This window comes from Paenibacillus cookii (genome assembly GCF_018333375.1).
GTDB classification, from domain to species: domain Bacteria; phylum Bacillota; class Bacilli; order Paenibacillales; family Paenibacillaceae; genus Paenibacillus_AQ; species Paenibacillus_AQ cookii.
Genome location: NZ_BORW01000006.1, coordinates 193204 through 210531 on the forward strand (window position 1 = coordinate 193204; position 17328 = coordinate 210531).

The following is a 17328-nucleotide window of genomic DNA, read 5'->3' on the forward strand; positions in this document are numbered from 1 at the left end:
CACGCAAAGGAGTGGGAACGGTGAACGGCAATGCTCCACGGCAAAAGCAATCATTCGTTAACGATTATGCGGGAGTTTATCCGCTGCGCATCATCAGATCCCAGACGATCAGCCTGCTGCTGCTTCCCAACCTGCTGCTTCTGATCGCGGCTTTTGCGGATCCGTTCGTTCCGGTTTGGGCTTGGCTGCTGTTGGTTCCGCTGGCCGTAATGGACATCCTGGGACTGGCCGTCGTGATCTCTCCGGGAAAAATGCAGGAGTTCCATCTTTTTGTTCTGGGGGCGATCGGCATTTTGGGTTCCGCCGCTTTTGCGGCGGCTGCGAACAAGCTGGCTTATGCCACGCTGGACATTTCGTCGCCCTGGTTTCTGATCGGGTCCGCGGTTGGATACATAGTCGTATTTGCGCTGCTTTACGGAATACATATGAGATTATTGTACAGCGGGTATTACAGCCGGGAGGAACAGGAGGAAACGGAGGGAGACACGCGCGGGCTGAGGAAAACGCAAGGCATCATATTGGCCTCCTCCGGCGCCGGCGTGCTCGTCTCGTGCGTGCTGATCAAAACCTTCGGGGGATACAGCATGAAAATAACGCTGATCATCGCGCTGCTTTTTTTGTTTGCTCTTGTTTATATCATGCTCGCCGGCAATCTTCATAAATTTTATTTGCTAAGAAAAAGACGCTAGCATACAAGCTGTCATAGAGAGAGGAAGGTTGAACAAACGATGGAGGAACGGGAACTCGCGAAATCATTGCTTCCGCTCGGGTCGATCGTTCTGCTCAAAGGGGCCCAAAAGAAGCTGATGATTTACGGACGCAAGCAGATCCAAATGGAAAGCAACACGTTATACGACTATCTCGGCGTGGTTTATCCGGAGGGATACATCGACCCTAACTATACTTTTTTGTTCAATCATGAGGATATCGACAAAATCGAGTTTACCGGATTTTCCAACGATGAGGAAAAAAGATTCCAAAAGATCCTGGAAGATGTTTCAATCGGATAAAGAAGCGGGTAAAAAGACTCAGGACCAGGGACTTTTGTTGAAGCCGGTCGTTTATAGTATAGTCGACTACGATAATCATTGAATTTGAAGGAGGAGCAATATGGCAGGACGTATTTTAATTACCCCGGAACAGGTGGACGCGGTTGCAAACCAATTCAAGCAAGGCGGCCAGCAAAGCCAGCAAATCGTGAGCAGCCTGACCCAGGCGATCCACGGCATGGAAGGTCAATGGGAAGGGATGACCAAGCAGCGTTTCTTCCAGGAATTCCAGGAAGCGAACAAGCAAATGCAATCTTTCGTTCAAATTTTGAACAATATCAGTCAGGAATTGACTGCCATCGCACAGAAATTCCGCACGGTCGACGAATCCCGCTAAGTTATGGTTTAATAGGACTAAGGGGATCGGGTTGAACTATTTTTAATAAAGTATGACGAGACCGGGTGTTCTTGAACTCCCGGTTTTCTGCCAAGTAAAGGCGTTTTGTTTGGAGGTCCCCCGCTTATTGCATGAGAATAATCGTACAAAGCGATAGCTCCACCTGAGTGGGGTTATTTTGCGGTCTATATCTGTTGTCGGATAAAGAGAGGGGATATCTATGTCTTTTCAACCCAATGCGGGTGACTCTATTTCTATTAACGGTAAAACCTATACGGTAGGCCAGCACCCGGCCGCTCCGGGTTTGGCGTATGCCCAGGCCGGCAGGCAGGGGATCGTCTACCAGCTCATCCCGCAAAACGGCGGGCCGGAAGAGGCGAAGGCGCTGAAAGTGTTTTTTCCGAAATTCCGGATTCCCGCGATGGTCTACCAGTCGGAGACGATGGAGATTTACAGCGAAAGCCCCGGCTTGCAGGTCTGCAAACGAGACGTGCTCACTCCCGAAAGAAACGGAGAACTCATCACCGAACATCCCGACTTGCTGTATGCCGTCCTGATGCCCTGGGTCCATGGGGTGACCTGGTTCGACGTCATCGCGGAGCAAAAACAGCTCAAGCGGACGGAAAGCCTTGCGCTTGCCAAAGCGCTTGCGGCGATCGGTTCGGGGATGGAACAACGCGGGCTGGCGCATTGCGACCTGTCTGCCCCGAACGTCATGCTTCCGTTTTTTTCAGAAGTCGATATGCCGGGCAAAAAATCCGTTGTCGAGCTGGTGGACGTGGAACAGATGTACAGCCCCAAAATGGACCGGCCGGACGTGCTTTTGTCGGGCTCTCCCGGCTACGCGGCGCATCGCACGGTACAAAGCGGGCTGTGGAGCGCTTATGCGGACCGTTTTGCAGGGGCGATCATCATTGCCGAAATGCTGGGCTGGTGCGATCCGCACGTGGTGGAAAAAGCATGGGGAGAAAGCTACTTCGATCAGCATGAGATGCAAAATCCTTGCGAACGGTATTTCGTCCTGAAAAAATCGCTGGAGCGCAATTGGGGGACGAAAGTCTCGGAACTGTTCGCCCGGGCCTGGGAAAGCCAGGACATCAGCAGCTGTCCGACGTTCGGCGAGTGGCTGGTCGTTCTTTCCTCCATGAACGGGAACGAGCTGCCGCAACCCCAAGCGGAGGCTGAACCGGCGGCGGAGCCGGGGAAAGCGGAAGCGGCGGGTCCCCGCTCGAAAGGGGCGCTGGAAACCGCGGCAGCGGCAGCGGCTTTGCCTGACATGGAGGAGCAAGCGCCGCGCCGAACAGCAGCTGGCGCCGCCGAGTCGGGCAACGAACATGGAGTCGTCGACCGCTTGTTTAATCAGGCGCGGGAGATGGAGCAAAAGGGGGATCTGAAAGGAGCCCTTGAAGTGTACCGGTCTGCGCATCATTTCGTTCCGGCCGGTTCGCCGATGCAGGTGGAGCTGGAGGCGGCGATTGCGGGACTGGAAGAAACGCTGAATCCGAAACCCCAAGAGCAGCCGTCCGGGAAGATTCCTTTTTACCGTTCGCGCAAATGGCTGGCAGCCGGAATCGCGGCTTTGATTCTTGTCGTAGGTTCGGCTTTTGCGGTCAATCAGATTTTGGCCGATCGGGCCGAGCAAAAGGAAGCCGAGGCGTTAGCGAAGCAGCAGGAAGAGGCCCGGAAAGCGGAGCTGCAAAAGCTGGAGGAAGAGAAGCGGAAGCAGGCCGAAGCGGAGGCGCAGCGCAAGCAGGCAGAGGAGAAACGCAAAAAGGAAGAGGCGGAAAAGAAGCGCAAGCAGGAGGAAGCCATCAAGCTGGCCAAGCAAAAAGAGGAAAAGCAGAAGCTGCAGCAAAAATACGAGCAGCAGGCCAAATACGAAGCGTATCTTGCCAAGAAAAAGCTTGCCGAAGAAAAGAAAAAAGCGGCGGAAAAGCAGCGTTTGCAGGAGCTATACGAAAAGCAGGCCCAATACGAGGCTTACCTGAAGCAGCAGAAAATCCTGCAGGAGAAGCTTGAGCAGCAAAGAATTCAGCAGGCGAAGGAAGCGGCTGCGCGCAAGCAGCAGCAGGCCAGAGAGCTGCAAAAGAGACGATCCAACCAGGTGGTGCAGCTGATCGCCTCGTACAATCAGGCATACAACGCCCAAAAAACCGGGAATACGTCCAAAGCAAGGCAATATGCCCTGAATTTTATCAGCCTGTACGAAAAAGACGCCGCTTATTTCAAAACGGTTGGCAAGGTCAGCTCGCGCGCCAATGCGATCTATAAGTTTTTGGCCAATACGGGTTACATACTGCCTAACATATAATTCAGTTCAATTTTCAAAAAGGGGAGTTGAAATCGCAGATGAACTATACCATTCAGGCTTCCCAGCGCACGCCCGCGCTTATTATCTACCTGATCGACATCAGCGCTTCGATGAACATGCTGATGGATAACAAACGCCGCATCGACGTCGTATACGAAGCGCTTTCTTTGGCCATCCGGCAAATGGTGTTCCGGTCGACGAAAGGGAACCGCCTGACGCCGCGATACCGGATCGCTATCTTGGCGTACAGCGACGACGTCTACGACCTGCTGAACGGCATCAAGGGGATCGACGAAATCGCGGCGGCCGGCACGTTGCCTGATTTGACGCCGAAACGTTTTTCGGATTCCGCCAAGGCGTTCCGCCAGGCAGAGCTGATTTTGCAGTCGGAGCTCCCCTCCATGCAGGATTGTCCGGCTCCGCTGGTGTGCCACATGACCGATGGCGTCGCAACGGGAGAAGATCCGGAGCCGATTGCCAGACGCATCATGAACATGAGCGTCCCGGACGGGAACGTGCTGGTGGAAAACATTTTTATTTCCGATCATATGCTCGACCAACCCATCCTTCAGCCGCGGCGCTGGAAAGGCATCCATCCGGAAACCGTGCTGCAGGACGAACATGCGGTGAAGCTGAGAAATATGTCTTCGCCGCTGCCGGAAAGCTACCGGGAGATGCTCGCCGAAGCGGATTACCAGCTCGCCCCGGGCGCGCTGATGATGCTTCCGGGCAGCTGTGCGGAGCTTGTATCCATCGGATTCCAAATGTCGGCGGCGACGCCGGTCAGAGCGTAGGAAGGGGTAAGCTATGAAAATGAATTCGGCTGCAGCGAAGGACGTCTTTACGTATGTCAGTTCCCAGTCTTCAGAGCAGCGGCTCTCCACGTACCGCGGGCGGTTCGTTTGCAGATACGCCTACGGACGGGCAATGGAAAGTTTGGTGCAGGGGGAAAAGGGGCAGGATTTTGTCGGCGTCCACATCGATGGGGACGTGTGCAATTTCGTGTTATGCGACGGAGTCAGCATGAGTTATAGGGGAGATTTTGCGGCGCGGTTTCTGGGACATACGCTGCTCGAGTGGCTGGGAAAGACCCGTGAATGGTCGTCGGCGGGCTTTGCCGGTTTTATGCGGGAAATTACCGTGGCCGCTTCCGCGCAGTTAAAGCAGCTGATTCCTCCCAGCGAGACGCCTTCCTTGCTCCGCGAGGTTCTTGAGGACAAGCAGCGGCTTGGCAGCCAGACGATGTACATTTGCGGCCGCATCGAGCTGCCGACGTCCAAGAGAAAGCAAGGAAGGATATGGATGGCTTGGCAGGGGGATTCGCGGCTGCGGTTCTGGAGGCACGAGACGGAGATCAGCGAGCATTTCCGGGGAACGATGCAGACGAATGAACGCTGGTCGACGCTTACGGGGCCTGTCGGCGGCCAGCCGCATGTGTATCAGACCCGGCTGGAATACGGGATGCCGATGAGGCTCCAGTTATACACGGACGGGCTGGACGATCTGGACCCGATCCGCGAGCCGCTCCCCGACGAACAAATCCAGGTTCTGCTGGAAGCGCGACATACCGGCGGGCTGCAGGACGATGCGGCATTTTTGGAGCTTAAATGGTAGAACGGCGTTCAAGATGAAGCCGGATCATTCGGCCCGGGCCGAACGGCCCGGTTTTTTTGTCGTCCCTGGGCCAGCGTCCGGGGATTTGTTTTTTCGCGGGCGTGATTAGACAGAACCTTTTTTTGGGTAATCTTGATACAAATGCAACATAATAGAATCAGGACCCAAAAGGAGAGATCTAACATGAGCCAGCAGCAAATCAATAAATTGCGTTTTTCAGGCAAAACGGCCATCGTGACCGGAGCGGGTTCCGGGATCGGCAAGGCGGCAGCCGTGAAATTGGCAACGGAAGGGGCAAACGTCGCGTTGTTCGACCTGCTGGACGACCGCACCGCCCAGGCGGAAGCCGAAATCAACGCCATCCGGCCCGGCAGCGCCCGCGCCTTCGACGTCGATACTTCGGATGCCGCGCGCGTAGAAAAAGCGGTGCTGGAAACCGCGGAGCTGTTCAAGACGGTTGACATCGTGTTTGCCAACGCGGGCATTAACGGCGTGCTGTCGCCTATCGAGGACATGAAACTCGAGGATTGGCAGCATACGTTAAGCGTCAATTTGAACGGCACGTTTTTGACGGTGAAATATGCCATTCCCCATTTGAAAAAACAAGGGGGCAGCATCATCGTTACGAGCTCGATCAACGGCAACCGGACGTTCTCCAATTTCGGGATGGCGGCCTACAGCACTTCGAAGGCAGGACAAGTCGCGTTCGCGAAAATGGCGGCGCTGGAGTTGGCGAAATTCAAAATCCGCGTCAACGTCATCTGTCCGGGCGCCATCTCGACCAACATCGACCAGAGCACCGAAAAAACCGACGAACTGAAGGAAATCGTCATTCCGGTACAATACCCGCAGGGCAGCCAGCCGCTGTCGGAGGGGCCGGGCACGCCGGAAAACGTAGCCGATCTCGTAGCCTTTTTGGCTTCGGACGAATCGATCCATATCACCGGCACCCAGGTGTACATCGACGGAGCGGAGTCGCTTCTCCGGTAAGACGGCTTCAGCCAAGCCGTTTCCGCTTCCGCCGCCAGCGGTTTTCTTTCGTTTGACAGCGCCGGCGGTTCATGTTTTCATAAGGGTGGAACGCATCTTTTCAACTGGGAGGTTTCCGCCATGGGAATCATGTCTTGGCTTGCTGAAGAGCGCATCCATAAGGCCATGGAACAAGGCGAGTTCAAGGATTTGGCAGGCAAAGGAAAACCGCTGGAGCTGGAGGACTTGTCGCATATTCCCGAGGACCTTCGGATGTCGTATAAAGTCATGAAAAACGCAGGAGTTATTCCGGAGGAGATGCAGCTGCAAGGCGAACTGCTGAAGCTGAGGGATTTGATATACGCCTGCGAAAACGCCGGCGAAAAAGAAAAGCTGAAACGGTCGCTGACCGAAAAAAAGCTGCGCTTCCAAATGCTTATGGAGCAACGAGGGTTAAGCGGAAGCACGGCGTTTCTGGAATACGAGCCTAAAATCCGCGGCCGCTTGGAGTAGGCATAATCAGACGGCCGTATGCGGCGGCGTGCGGTTGGCCGAACCGGAAAAAACCTCTATCCTTGCCTTGAACCTATGGCGAAGGGATAGAGGTTTTTTGCCGTTATGAAGCGCCATGCAAACGGGAAAGCATCTCGCCGGTAATGACGATCGGTTCGGAAGGTAGCTTGTCCATGCGGAAAAGGGGAATGCATTCGCGTGCGGTTAACGGCTCGGGATTCGGGGTGAATCCCGCAAGCCACATCAGCCAGCCGACCAGACGCTCAGGCGCCGTTTGGCGTTCGCGCAGGGCGGCAAGGCTGGTTCCTCCATGCCGCTTGGCCAGCCTCTTGCCGTCCGGTCCCATAAATAACGGGACATGGGCGAACGACGGTGCTTCCATCCCGAGGGCTTTGTACAGCAGCAGCTGCCTCGGGACCGAATCGAGCAGGTCCGCTCCCCGGAGGACGTCCGTAATCCCCATCATGTGGTCGTCAACGACGACGGCCAGCTGGTAGGAGATCATGCGATCCGCCCGCCGGACGATAAAATCGCCGCCCGCGGCCGCATCGAATGTCTGCGTCCCCGCAACGCCGTCATGGAACACAAGCTGTTCATGCCGGACCTTAAACCGCAGGGACGGTTCTTTCACCAACGATTTGCGGTCCGCCTCTTCGTCGGTCAGGTTCCGGCAGGTACCGGGATAAGCGGGTCCCTCCGAGGACAGGCCGTGGGGAGCGCTCGCTGCCGCCAGCAGGTCCGCACGGCTGCAGAAGCAGCGGAACAAATATCCATTCTCTTGAAGCCGCTTCAGCGCTTCGTCGTAATATTCCATGCGTTCGCTTTGCGTATACGGGCCTAACGGGCCGCCGATATCCGGACCTTCGTCCCAATCGAGCCCGAGCCAATGTAAATCGTCCAGGATTTGTTTGGCGAGATGGGGTTTGGAACGCTGGGTGTCGATATCTTCCATCCGCAAAATAAAGGTCCCGTCCGCGCTTCGGATTTGCAGCCAGGACAGCAGGGCCGTCCAGGCGTTGCCGATGTGCAGTTCGCCTGAAGGCGTTGGCGCGAATCGGCCTCGCGCCCGACGTAGGTTCTGGCTCAAAGTCATCGTCTCCTTTAAAAATGCGCTTCGTACATTTTATAGCAAACAGGCGTGGATATCCAGTCGCTGATCGCACTATAATGGAAGTAGTTCAAACATAGGTTGGAAAGACATGGTGATGGAGAACAATGAACGAATTACCGATTCAGCGGGTTCTGCCCGAGCTTCTGGACCGATTGCGCCGCGGCGGTTCCGCGGTCCTTGTCGCCGAACCGGGAGCGGGAAAAACGACGCAGGTCCCGCTTGCATTCATACATGAGGAGTGGCTGTCCGGACGTAAAATCGTCATGCTGGAGCCGCGCCGCCTGGCCGCCCGTTCGGCGGCCGAATACATGTCCCGGATGCTTGGCGAGCAGCCGGGAGGGACGGTCGGCTACCGCGTCAGAATGGATAGCCGGACAAGCCGCGCGACCAAAATCGAAGTCGTTACCGAAGGCATATTGACGCGAATGCTGCAAAGCGATCCCGGTCTGGAAGACGTCGGCATGATCATTTTTGACGAATTCCATGAGCGGAACCTGCAAGGGGATTTGGGGCTTGCCCTGGCATTGGAAGCAAAGGCCGCTTTGCGGGAGGATCTCCGCATCCTGGTGATGTCCGCAACGCTTGAAGCCGAGCCGGTGGCCGCGCTGCTTGGGAATGCCCCAGTCGTGAACTGCCCTGGCAGGCAGTTTCCGGTCGAAACGGTTTATAGGCCGCCCGCTGCCGGCACGCCGCTGGAAAAACATATGGCGGCCGTCATTCGCGAGGCGTCCGCCAGCCATCCCGGCGACGTGCTTGCTTTCCTTCCGGGCCGGGGAGAAATCCGCCGGGTGCAAGCCGAGCTTGAAAGCGGCGGCATCCCGGCAGACTGCGTGGTCCGGCCGCTGTATGGCCAGCTGCCGCAAAAGGAGCAGGAGGCTGCCGTGCTTCCCGATCCGCAAGGCAGGCGCAAATGGATCCTCGCGACGTCGATCGCGGAGACGAGTTTGACGATCGACGGCGTACGCATCGTCGTCGATTGCGGTTATATGCGCACGCAGCTCTTTTCCGCCCGGACAGGCATGCCGTATCTGGCGACGGACCGGGTCTCCCGCGCTTCCGCGGACCAACGCAGGGGCCGGGCCGGCCGTACGGCTCCCGGCATCGCGTACCGGTTATGGAGCCATGAGGTGCAAAATCATCTGCGTTCGCGGAATACCCCCGAAATGTTGCAAACCGACCTGGCCCCGCTCGCCCTGGAACTTGCCGCCTGGGGCGTGCAGGATCCGCGGGACATGCTTTGGCTTGATCCTCCGCCGGAAAACGCGTACGAGCGGGGAAAAGAGCTGCTGCAGCGCCTCGGCGCCGCCCGTCCGGACGGTTCCGTGACGGAAAAGGGCAGAAAAATGGCGGAGTTGGGCCTGCATCCGAGGTTGTCGGCGATGATGCTTCAAGCGGAGGAGATGGGGCAAAGCGGGCTGGCCGCCGTCCTTGCCGCCGTATTGCAGGAGCGGGACATCTTCCGCGCCGGCCCGGGGGCAGGTCCGGATTCGGATATCCGGAGCCGCGTGCAGGCGGTAAACCGGTGGGAGCAGCAAGGCGTTGCGGGCTCCCATATAGACGAAGCGGCCTTGAAGCGAATCGTCCAGGAAAGCCGGTATATGCAGAAACGGCTTGATACGAATTCGGCCGGGGCTTGGCAGATCGAAAAAAGCGGCCTGCTCCTGTCCTTCGCCTATCCGGACCGGATCGGCCAAAGCCGTGGCGGCGGAAAATTTCTGCTGACATCCGGGCGCGGGGTGGAACTGCCCGGAGAGCAGCCGCTAAGCCGCGAGGCCTATGTGACGGTGGCGGCGGTCGACGACAGGAAGGGAGCGGAAGGGAAGATTCTGCTCGCCGCTCCCGTCAGCCTTGAAGACCTTCGGCGGCATCACGGGGACGACATTACGGAGGAGACGACCGTAGAATGGGACCCGTCGCTGGGCGGCGTAAAATCCCGCCATCAGCTGCGCCTCGGCGCGATCGTCCTGCGCGAGTCGCCTGCCGCCGAGCCGCCGGCGGAAGCGGTGGCGCAGGCTTTGCTGGACGGGATCCGCGCCGAAGGGCTGGGGATCCTTGCCTGGACCAAGCAGGCCGTGCAGCTTCGCCAGCGCCTGCAGCTTATGCACGAGGCCGACCCCGATTGGCCGGACATGGGGGACGAGGCTCTGCTGGAACATCTGGAGGAATGGCTGCTGCCCTATCTTTACGGCATCAAAAGCCGGAGCGGCCTTCAGAAGCTGCAGCTGGTTCCGATCCTGGAGCAGATGGTCGGGTGGGACAAAAAGTCCCGGCTCGATCAAGAAGCGCCGACGCATATCACCGTCCCGAGCGGCTCCAAAATAGCCGTGGATTACAGCAATCCGAAGCAGCCCGTGCTGGCGGTGAAGCTGCAGGAAATGTTCGGGCTTCACGAAACGCCGAAAATCTGCTTCGGCAAAATCCCTTTGACCATCCATCTGCTGTCGCCGGCGCAGCGGCCGGTCCAAATCACTTCGGATTTGGCGAGCTTTTGGAAACACGGATATTTTGAAGTGAAAAAGGATTTGAAAGGACGGTATCCGAAGCATTACTGGCCGGACGACCCGCTGGAAGCGATCCCGACGAGACGCACGCGTCCCCATCCCCAATAATAGCGATACAAACAAGGCTTCTGCTTTCGCAGAGGCCTTTTTCTATCGGCGGTGCGGGCCGCAAAAAGGACTTATCGCCGGCGCGGCATCATTTTACGAACTTTGCTTGCCCACTTGATATCCCTTTCCCATTGCTCCGATGCGTCGGCCGTCAGCCAATCTTGATCGAGGCATAACTTAAGCAAGCGTTCCTCCAAATAGATGGAATGCATGAGATGAGCCAACAGCTCTTCCATCAGCGCGTCATCTGCGGCAGCTTCGATGCAGTCCGCCAGCAATGTCATGCGCAGCCGGTTATCCTGCAACATGTCCTGCGCGATGAATTGATCATTAAACGCTTTGATGCCCAGCAAGCTTTCCGTCACGGGATTCAAAGGTAGACACCTCGCTTTTTGCTCTTCGAAAAACTCAGCCGGGATTTTACTGGCGGTCCAACCTGTCGTCAAAAGCATCCAGCAGCCGCCGATTCAGTTCCGCATACTCCATTGCGAGCCTTGCAAGCTCCGGGGAGGTGATCAATTGGACGAACGTGCCGGATTTGACAAGCCGCAGCGTCTCATGCCGAAGAAGGCCTTGCCATTGGAAGCAGGCTGCCGCAGTGTTTTGGATAGGGGACGAGTGCCCGGACATTTTTTCCATAGACGTACTCCATTCTCTTTCGGCATATTATGAGCGGAAAAAAGCGGTTTTATGAGCGGATCTGCAGGCTTGCTTCGATCTCCGGAATGAAGTTCTCTTTTTTAAAATAAGGGTTGACTAATATCTGAATATCATGTATCTTTAAATCAAGATAAATAACAAACGCATAGGAGTGAAAATATGATTCGTTTATCCAAAGCTTAGCGCTCATTTTTTTGAACTCATATCTTAAATTAAAGCTAATTAAAATAAAGAATAAACAATAATGGAGGAATAAATAATGATGATAGCTTGGGGATTGTTGATCATCCGTTTGATCGTCGGATTGACGTTTGTCGGGCACGGAGCCCAAAAATTGTTTGGGTGGTTCGGCGGTCCGGGCATTAAAGGCACGGCCGGCTGGTTCGGGTCCATCAACATCAAACCGGCGTTGCCGATGGCCGTCCTGGTCGGATTGTTCGAACTGGTGGGCGGGCTGCTGTTTGCGGCAGGCCTTTTTACGCCGGTAGGTGCGGCGATGTTGGCCGTGACGATGTTGGGAGCCATCTTGACGGTTCATATGAAAAACGGCTTCTGGAGCACTTCGGGCGGCATCGAGTTCAACCTGATCCTGCTTGCGGTCGTGGTGGGCGTTGCGTTGACCGGTCCGGGAGCTTATCATCTGTTTTAATGACACTGCTTGAACATCCCGTATTTGAAGGAGGGAATTGCCGTGAGAATTCGTTTGTACACGCCTGCGATGCAGGGAAAAGGCAAATTTGACGGAGGAAACATCACGGAGCAGAAAGCGATCGGTTTTCCGGGCGAAGGCTCCGTCATCAACCGCGTAGGTCCGTTATATTACTGGGCATGGGCCCACACGCCGAAGGAAGGCTACATTCCGCCGCATCCCCACTGTGGCTTCGAAATTATGACGTACGTGATTCGGGGGACCGCCGAACATGGCGATTCCCTCGGCACCCGCAGCACGATCGGCGAAGGCGGGGTGCAGGTGATCAAAGCCGGCAGCGGCGTCAGCCATGAAGAACGTTTTTTCGGTCCGGATATGGAGGCTTTTCAAATCTGGTTCGAACCTGACCTGAAGCTGGAAGCGAAAAAAAAGCCGGCTTACGAACAGTTTGATCGGGACGACATTCCGTGCAAAGAGCAAAACGGCAGCCGCGTGAAACAGATATTGGGCGGAGAATCGCCGATCCTGCTGACGGCCGATGCCCGGATGTGGGACGTTGAGCTCAAGCCCGGCCATGAATACGCCCATACCCTGTCCAAAGGCACGACGTTAACCGCCCTGGCGGTTCGAGGCGCAGGGGGCTGGAAGGAAGGGGTAGCGCATGAGGAAGCTTTTCATGAGCGGGATTTCATGCTGCTGACATCGGACCGCGAGGAGGAAGTATTCCTTCATGCCGGTGACGAGGACGTAAGAATGCTGCTGATCGAAGTTCCGGAACGGGTACACTACGGGCTTTTGCCGAAAAAAATCTAAAAACATTTGTCAAAAGAGCGCAGCGGATGCTATAGTCTGTCTGGCGCTCTTTTTGGCTTTTCTGCTTCAGATGCCGCATAACGGGGTTAACGATAACCAAAAATACTTTTGATTTCAAAGGGAGGGTGGACATGCCGAGAAAAGCCAGAATACGTGAAATCGAACTGCTGCGAGGTCTGGCTTTTTTGGCCGTTGCGCTTCAGCACGCGATTGCCCATTACGCCGGCCTGAACGAGGCCCGGATGGAGGACGGGGTCTTGATGGCCATCCTCCTGCTGGCCGCCAAATTTGCCGTGCCTGTCTTCATTTTTATCACGGGCATGGTATTGTTTTATAACTATGACGGGCAGCTGCGGTACGGCTCGTTTTTGCGCAAGCGGTTCGGCGATATCGTGGTTCCCTATATCTTGTGGTCTGCGGTGTATTTTACGGAAAACCCGGGATGGAGCGGGGATCTTCTGCACCGGTTCGAAACGTTTGCCAGCCATCTCGTCACCGGCAAAAACAGCTACCATTTATGGTACATCGTCATGATCGTTCAATTTTATGCGCTGTTCCCGGTACTGCGCTGCCTCATGCGCGCATGCGCGAAAAGGATCCCGTTCCGGTGGCGGGCTGCCGCATTGACGGGGGCAGGCATGTTATGCCTCCTGCTTGTCTATCATTTGTTTCGGATATCAGGATTTATGGCGGAGGCGGAAATTCCGTTTTTGACGCCGTTTTTTACGGCATATGCGGACCGCAATTTTTTGTATTTTTCCTTTTATTTCATCCTCGGGGCTGCTGCCGGAATGGCTCCGGATCGCTGGAGTTATTGGCTTGCCCGGGGAAAGGCGGCGTACTTGGCCGTTTTCGCCTTGCTGTTCGGATACTATATGTATATAACGGTGCAGGGTTTTGCGACCCCGGACGGTGTTCATTTTTCTTTTATCGGGCTCAGTCTGCTGCGGCCGCTGATCATGGTTTTTCTCGTCAGCTCGATTTTCGTATTTTATGCCTGGTCCAAAACATGGTCGGAATCTTCGGGGCCGATCGTCCATAAGGCGATGAATTTTCTCGGCCGATATTCGTACGGCGCTTATTTGGCCCATGCGCTGATGCTGCGCCAAAGCTACAGGGTGGATGCCTGGCTGTTTGCCGGATGGAACGTGACGCTGCGGATGCTGATGTCTTTCCTGGTCTGCGTGGTTTTGTCTTATGCGGTAACCGTCGCGCTTTCTTATTTGCCGTTCGGCAAATGGACGGCCGGAGTTTCTTCGCTCAGGCGCAAACCGCGGGAATCCGTTCCGGCGCAAGGACAACCGTCTGTGCGGAATTTCGACGGCAGCTGCTGCCGATCGGCAGCAAACGACCCTCGCTTTTTACAACCATCGTTAGCAAACGGACGATTTCGTAAAAGGCGAGGAAATTTTTTTGAGTACTAATCTTACAATTTCAATATATGAAAAATTCACAATAGAAAAACCTTGAACGTTCTTTCGCACCTTCCTGTTGCATTCTTGCGCGTGGTTGAAACGAAAAAAGCGGCCCGCGTACGCGTCCATGTGGAGATGAGCTGCGGATGTGTTTCTTTGGCGTAAAAACCGTTCACGGAACGTACTTACGTACTCGGCCAAGGATCGGCGATTTGTTATTCAGTGAATGCTTCATGTCATGCTTTTTTGAAAATAGTGGTTTATAATGGAATTAGCGAAGGAGCAAAGGGGGAAGCGGCGGTGGCTTTTATGATTGCCCAGCGTGCTTTTATTAAAACGTATTTGATTACGATGGTGGAACAGCACCGGGGATACGGCTATCAAATGCTGGAAGAAATGAGGCAGGAATTCAAGTCGTTCGGGTATTCGCCGCCCCAAAGCGAAATTTATCGCGCGTTGCATGAGCTGGTGCAGGAGGGCGTTTTTTACCGGACCAAGCAGCTGAAAGGCAACGATCCCCGCGTGGATTTCCAGGAGATCGTGCTGTACCATTTTACCGAAGACGGCCACGAAAAGGCCAAGCTGTACAAAAAACAGGTCAAAGCCGATCTGGATCGCTGCCTCGGCATGCTGAACAAAGCCGTAAAAGACAATTATTGACGTTCGACGCGAAACCCCGAATCTCCAATCGGAGAAACGGGGTTGTTTTTGCGGCTAGAGCCGTTTGCTGGATGATGCGGTCGTTTCTGCCGGAAGCGTCGACGGCCAACATGCGCGTTTCACGCGGCGGATTCATTCCAAGAAGCAGGGAAAACGCTTTTCGTATTGGAATATTCTCCAAAAAAACGGCCAACCATTTTCATCTTGGGCCCGGTTGTGATATAAAAGTGAATGGGGATGTATATAATGAAACGACTGTCCCGTTTTTGAGTCGCAACATATTTGGAGGTATTGGCAATGGATGAGCATATGCAGCGCCGACTGGATAAACAGAGAAAGCTGTTTAAGCAGCTGGGTATACATTTGGATGCTCTTTCGATCCACGAAAAAGTGTTCAGCACCAAACTTAGAGGATACGATCCGGAAGAGGTCGATTCCTACCTGGATGAAATTATTAGCGATTATGAACGATTTTACGCAACCATTTCCGATCTGATGGATAAATGGCAGGAGCAGCAGGTTGCGCTGCGCGAGATGAAGTCGAGCTCCCGCCCCGAACCCGACCGGTTCGCGATCGATCCGAAGCAAATCGAGGAAATCGTGCTCAAAATGGAGTACAACCTCAGACAGCTGAAAACGAAGATCCGTCCGGAACCCGACTTTTTTGTAGATTAATCCTTAAAGCCCTACATACGCGTATGATCATGCCCCCTAAGAAAGCGGAAGCTTTTTTGGGGGTTTTGTTTTGCAGTCCACAAAAATAAGAAGTGGGAAGGGCTGTTGCATGGTGGTAAAATAAGGGCGGGTATTCTGCTTGGAGCACAGGCGAAATGAACGAAAGGAAGGATCGCCGTTAAACCGACCGAAGATTTTCTCGTGCAGCAGGTGAACAAAGGCAAGAGAATAGCGCTGACGCTGATCGGTTCCAATCTGCTGCTTGTTTTGCTCGTGGAAATTTTGAGGCTGGCCCAAGGCATTTTCGCAAATCTTCTTGGAACCGCCGTTTCGATTGTGACGATGATTTTAATCTATTGCGGCGTTAAAAAAGCCGAATGGGCGTTCGTCATCTTCACGGGATGGAATATCGCTATGCTCATCGCGGCTTGGGCGGGAAAAGCAGTCATCTCCCCTTTGCCGATGAATCTTTGGATTTTTGCGACGGCCGCTTTAGTGCTTCAAATCGCGACATCCGTCGTGTTTGTCTTTTCAACCAGCGTCAACGATTTTTTATATAAGCAGGGACATTAAAAGCAACAAATCATTATTTTTGCCCAAAAGGAGACGGAGAATGGTGAACGACCCAATTCTTATCATGCAAGCAACAGTAAAAGACTTGGAGCAACTGGCTCCCGTATTCGACCAATACCGCGTGTTTTACAAACAAGCATCGGACCTGGAGGCCGCGAAGCAATTTCTGTTCGAGAAATTCGAGCACCGGGAATCGGTCATCTTTTTGGCGAAGCATCGGCCGACGGACCAAATCGTCGGGTTTACGCAGCTGTACCCGTCCTTTTCGTCGATATCCTTGCAGCGGACTTGGATTTTAAACGACTTGTTCGTATGCGCCGACTATCGGAAACAGGGGATTGCCACGAAACTGTTGAATCAAGCCAAGGAATTTGCCGCATTAACCAAAGCCAAGGGCCTCGAGCTAAGCACCGCAACCGACAATGCCGCGGCCCAAAAATGTTACGAGGGTCTGGGATACCAGCGCGACGACGGATTTTTTCATTATTTCCTAAAGGTATGAATTTACGGGAGAAGAAAGGAAACCGCGGGATGAACATTTTGTGGGATTTCGACGGGACGTTGTTTGATACATACCCTGCGTTTACGGATATTTTTTATGACATATTGGGCGGGGACATTTCGAAAGAGGAGATCTACTCCCGTCTCAAAGTCTCGATGACCCATGCGGCCCGGGATTTTGGATTGACGGAACGGCAGATTCGCGACTGGAGAAACAGGGAAACCATTCATCCGGGCGAAACGCCGCCTTTTGCGGGCGTGGAAGAGGTTCTGCAGTTTGCGGATCTCAACGTCATCATGACGCATAAACCGCGGAAAGAAGTGCTCGAAATCCTTGAATATTATCGATGGGAGCGCTATTTCGTGCATATCGTCGCAGGGGACGACGGTTTCCCGCGCAAGCCGGACCCGGCATCGTATCGGTTTTTGCATGACGAATATGGACTCGACCTGGCCATCTGCGACGTCAAATCCGCCGTCCGTTGGGTGAGGGACCATCATGCGGAATTAGGCGTTCATCCGAATAAAATCGCCGTTTGCGGCGCTTCAGCGGGTGGGTATATCACCGTTTCCTCCCACATGTTTCCGGAGATCATTCACAGCGCGGATAAAAACGAAGTCGGGAATGACATTATCTTTCTTACCTATGAAGGCATGGAGCATGGCTTTTTTAATTACGGACGGCATGAAAATATTTATTTTGAAAAGACGAAGCGGGAGATCGAAGGATATCTAAGAGAGATAAACCTGAATTTCGAAAGTGCATAAGATCAATGCAAGATGCTAAAGCAATGGCGACTTAAGAAGTGAAAAGGTGGGAGTTTCCCATGTTTTAGTGGAGACGGAAGCTTGCGGCAGATGGTCTTTCC

20 protein-coding genes are annotated in these 17328 nt (G+C 54.4%); 17 read left to right on the forward strand and 3 right to left on the reverse strand.

Going from position 1 to position 17328, the window contains the following annotated elements:
• Positions 1-20 precede the first annotated feature (20 nt).
• The 8 genes from KI367_RS08800 (at position 21) to KI367_RS08835 (ending at position 6793) form a co-directional block, all read left to right on the forward strand.
• Positions 21-689: a hypothetical protein gene (locus tag KI367_RS08800; protein ID WP_036707108.1), complete on the forward strand. Its 669-nt coding sequence runs from the start codon at positions 21-23 to the stop codon at positions 687-689.
• Positions 690-728: 39 nt separating this feature from the next.
• A complete protein-coding gene (locus KI367_RS08805; RefSeq protein ID WP_036707110.1) occupies positions 729-1010 on the forward strand; it encodes a DUF4176 domain-containing protein in 282 nt (93 codons plus the stop codon).
• 100 nt (positions 1011-1110) lie between these two features.
• Positions 1111-1386 (forward strand): WXG100 family type VII secretion target, encoded by a 276-nt coding sequence (locus tag KI367_RS08810; RefSeq protein WP_036707112.1) that lies wholly within the window; start codon positions 1111-1113, stop codon positions 1384-1386.
• Between the two features lie 220 nt (positions 1387-1606).
• On the forward strand, positions 1607-3697 hold the full coding sequence (locus tag KI367_RS08815) for a coiled-coil domain-containing protein (protein WP_212949032.1): 2091 nt from the start codon (positions 1607-1609) through the stop codon (positions 3695-3697).
• Between the two features lie 38 nt (positions 3698-3735).
• Positions 3736-4491: a vWA domain-containing protein gene (locus tag KI367_RS08820; protein ID WP_036707113.1), complete on the forward strand. Its 756-nt coding sequence runs from the start codon at positions 3736-3738 to the stop codon at positions 4489-4491.
• Between the two features lie 13 nt (positions 4492-4504).
• A complete protein-coding gene (locus tag KI367_RS08825; RefSeq protein ID WP_036707117.1) occupies positions 4505-5311 on the forward strand; it encodes a hypothetical protein in 807 nt (268 codons plus the stop codon).
• Between the two features lie 183 nt (positions 5312-5494).
• Positions 5495-6301, forward strand: a complete 807-nt coding sequence (locus KI367_RS08830; RefSeq protein ID WP_212949034.1) for an SDR family oxidoreductase — start codon at positions 5495-5497, stop codon at positions 6299-6301.
• Between the two features lie 120 nt (positions 6302-6421).
• On the forward strand, positions 6422-6793 hold the full coding sequence (locus tag KI367_RS08835; RefSeq protein WP_036707121.1) for a DnaJ family domain-containing protein: 372 nt from the start codon (positions 6422-6424) through the stop codon (positions 6791-6793).
• Positions 6794-6896: 103 nt separating this feature from the next.
• Here KI367_RS08835 and gluQRS read toward each other — a convergent pair whose 3' ends face one another.
• Positions 6897-7880 (reverse strand): tRNA glutamyl-Q(34) synthetase GluQRS, encoded by a 984-nt coding sequence (gene gluQRS, locus KI367_RS08840; protein WP_246536780.1) that lies wholly within the window; start codon positions 7878-7880, stop codon positions 6897-6899.
• Positions 7881-8008: 128 nt separating this feature from the next.
• Between gluQRS and hrpB the strand changes: the two genes are divergently transcribed.
• On the forward strand, positions 8009-10513 hold the full coding sequence (gene hrpB / locus KI367_RS08845) for an ATP-dependent helicase HrpB (RefSeq protein WP_212949036.1): 2505 nt from the start codon (positions 8009-8011) through the stop codon (positions 10511-10513).
• A gap of 71 nt (positions 10514-10584) precedes the next feature.
• Here the strand turns inward: hrpB and KI367_RS08850 are convergent, their stop codons facing one another.
• Both KI367_RS08850 and KI367_RS08855 read right to left on the reverse strand, forming a co-directional pair.
• Positions 10585-10887: a hypothetical protein gene (locus KI367_RS08850; protein ID WP_212949038.1), complete on the reverse strand. Its 303-nt coding sequence runs from the start codon at positions 10885-10887 to the stop codon at positions 10585-10587.
• Positions 10888-10933: 46 nt separating this feature from the next.
• The gene (locus tag KI367_RS08855; protein WP_212949039.1) at positions 10934-11152 is read right to left on the reverse strand and encodes a hypothetical protein; all 219 of its coding nucleotides are present in this window, start codon (positions 11150-11152) and stop codon (positions 10934-10936) included.
• Between the two features lie 283 nt (positions 11153-11435).
• On the opposite strand from KI367_RS08855, the gene KI367_RS08860 reads away from it, so the two are divergent.
• The 8 genes from KI367_RS08860 (at position 11436) to KI367_RS08895 (ending at position 17227) form a co-directional block, all read left to right on the forward strand.
• Positions 11436-11822: a DoxX family protein gene (locus KI367_RS08860; RefSeq protein ID WP_036707215.1), complete on the forward strand. Its 387-nt coding sequence runs from the start codon at positions 11436-11438 to the stop codon at positions 11820-11822.
• A gap of 42 nt (positions 11823-11864) precedes the next feature.
• Positions 11865-12635 carry a pirin family protein gene (locus KI367_RS08865; protein ID WP_212949040.1) on the forward strand — a complete coding sequence of 257 codons (771 nt, stop codon included), beginning with the start codon at positions 11865-11867 and terminating at the stop codon, positions 12633-12635.
• A gap of 131 nt (positions 12636-12766) precedes the next feature.
• On the forward strand, positions 12767-14059 hold the full coding sequence (locus KI367_RS08870) for an acyltransferase (RefSeq protein ID WP_212949042.1): 1293 nt from the start codon (positions 12767-12769) through the stop codon (positions 14057-14059).
• Between the two features lie 291 nt (positions 14060-14350).
• Positions 14351-14710: a replication termination protein gene (locus tag KI367_RS08875; RefSeq protein ID WP_036707143.1), complete on the forward strand. Its 360-nt coding sequence runs from the start codon at positions 14351-14353 to the stop codon at positions 14708-14710.
• A gap of 297 nt (positions 14711-15007) precedes the next feature.
• On the forward strand, positions 15008-15385 hold the full coding sequence (locus tag KI367_RS08880; protein WP_036707146.1) for a DivIVA domain-containing protein: 378 nt from the start codon (positions 15008-15010) through the stop codon (positions 15383-15385).
• A gap of 201 nt (positions 15386-15586) precedes the next feature.
• The gene (locus tag KI367_RS08885; RefSeq protein ID WP_212949044.1) at positions 15587-15958 is read left to right on the forward strand and encodes a hypothetical protein; all 372 of its coding nucleotides are present in this window, start codon (positions 15587-15589) and stop codon (positions 15956-15958) included.
• Between the two features lie 40 nt (positions 15959-15998).
• A complete protein-coding gene (locus tag KI367_RS08890) occupies positions 15999-16460 on the forward strand; it encodes a GNAT family N-acetyltransferase (RefSeq protein ID WP_246536782.1) in 462 nt (153 codons plus the stop codon).
• Between the two features lie 29 nt (positions 16461-16489).
• Positions 16490-17227: an HAD hydrolase-like protein gene (locus KI367_RS08895; RefSeq protein ID WP_212949046.1), complete on the forward strand. Its 738-nt coding sequence runs from the start codon at positions 16490-16492 to the stop codon at positions 17225-17227.
• Positions 17228-17328 lie beyond the last annotated feature (101 nt).